The sequence below is a fragment of the Clostridium lacusfryxellense genome, from assembly GCF_018861735.1.
Classification (GTDB): Bacteria; Bacillota; Clostridia; order Clostridiales; family Clostridiaceae; genus Clostridium_AD; species Clostridium_AD lacusfryxellense.
Genome location: NZ_JAHLEB010000137.1, coordinates 1 through 1,610 on the forward strand (window position 1 = coordinate 1; position 1,610 = coordinate 1,610).

The 1,610-nt window shown below is 27.3% G+C and carries 1 protein-coding gene, 1 tRNA gene and 1 rRNA gene; all 3 read right to left on the reverse strand.

All coding sequences use genetic code 11. The annotated features are described in order from the left end of the window. Positions 1-464 precede the first annotated feature (464 nt). Positions 465-1,208, reverse strand: a complete 744-nt coding sequence (locus KPL55_RS25595; protein WP_216309572.1) for a peptidylprolyl isomerase — start codon at positions 1,206-1,208, stop codon at positions 465-467. 212 nt (positions 1,209-1,420) lie between these two features. Next, positions 1,421-1,496, reverse strand: a tRNA-Lys gene (locus KPL55_RS25600). A gap of 6 nt (positions 1,497-1,502) precedes the next feature. Continuing rightward, a 5S ribosomal RNA gene (rrf, locus tag KPL55_RS25605) occupies positions 1,503-1,610 on the reverse strand; the annotation flags it as partial.

The following is a 1,610-nucleotide window of genomic DNA, read 5'->3' on the forward strand; positions in this document are numbered from 1 at the left end:
ATAATTAATCTGAGACAACTGTTAAGTTGTTACTCAAGCTCATTACATACTTTTAGTCTTACGACTAAATTTTACTTTATACTAAAGTAATTGACTGGTTTAACAAAATATTATTTTGCTAAGTTTACCTATTTCTCTGTTCAATTTTCAAAGACCAACTTAATTTGTCATCATGTGACGACTTCTACAAGTTTACTAGGTATTTCTTGTTTTGTCAACACTTTTATATATAAATGAGGTTTTTATTTTTACTTTTAAATTTGATTGTTTAAGTTCAAATGCTTTTAAATTTTTTTTAGTAACAACTCTAACGTTTAAATATCCATTAATGTATTATATAGGTATATTATTCTTTAGATTTATACTAATATTTATAATTTATTTATAAAAAAAATAAAAAACAACACCAAAAATGATGTTGTTTTCTCTGATATAATAACAGTATTAAACTGTGAATTATATATTTATTTTATTTCTATGGCATATTTATTTTTCAATTCATCTACAGAACTTATATATTTCTCATTTTGTTTTTGGTGTGAAATATTTTCCATAATTGTATTCTTAGATTCCTCCAAAGATTTCATCTCTTGTGAACTTATCTCATCTAATTGTATTAAATGATATCCAAATTGAGTTTTAACAGGTTCACTTACTTCACCAACTTTTAATTTGAAAGCTGCTTCTTCAAATTCAGGTACCATCTTACCTCTAGTGAAACTACCTAAACTTCCCCCTTGCGCTGCTGACGGACATTTAGAGTATTTTTGAGCGGCCTCTTCAAAAGGCATTCCATTAGTTATTTCTGCATTAATTTTTTGAATTTCTTCTAAAGTATCTACCAATATATGTTTAGCTGAAGCAGTCTCCTCACTCTTAAACATTTGGCTGTTATCTTCATAGTACTTTTGAATTTCTTCCTGTGTTATATCTATTTCAGACATTATGTTTTTTATACCTATTTGTATTAAAACATCTTTTTGTATTAACTTCATTTGTTCTATATAATCTGGATCCTTCTCCATATCACTATCAATTGCATAATTATATATTAATTCAAAATTTATCATTTGATCTAAAAATTGTTTTTTTCCTTCTTCTGTCTTATAATGTTCTTGTGTTTCCTGTGGAAACCTTAATAATGATCTATTTATATCATTTTGAGTTATTTCATTTCCATTTACTATAGCTAAAACTTTCTTCTCCATAATTACTCTCCTTTAAATTTATTATAATTGTACATTTTTATTATTATATACTATAAAATTAGTAAATAACAAAATCAATAAAGTGTTATTTATCTAAATATAGATAACTTTCTCATTTGATTTAATTTCATCATAATATTCTAATTAAAAAATTCTGAAGTTATATTAAATTTAAAAAATAAAAAAAGCACTTCATAAATAAGTGCTTTTTTTGGTGGCTTACCGGGGAATCGAACCCCGGACACCATGATTAAAAGTCATGTGCTCTACCAACTGAGCTAGTAAACCATGTTTACCTGGCGACAACCTACTCTTCCACAAGGTCACCCCTGCAGTACCATCGGCGCATTGAAGCTTAACCTTCGTGTTCGGTATGGGAACGGGTGTTACCTTCATGCCATA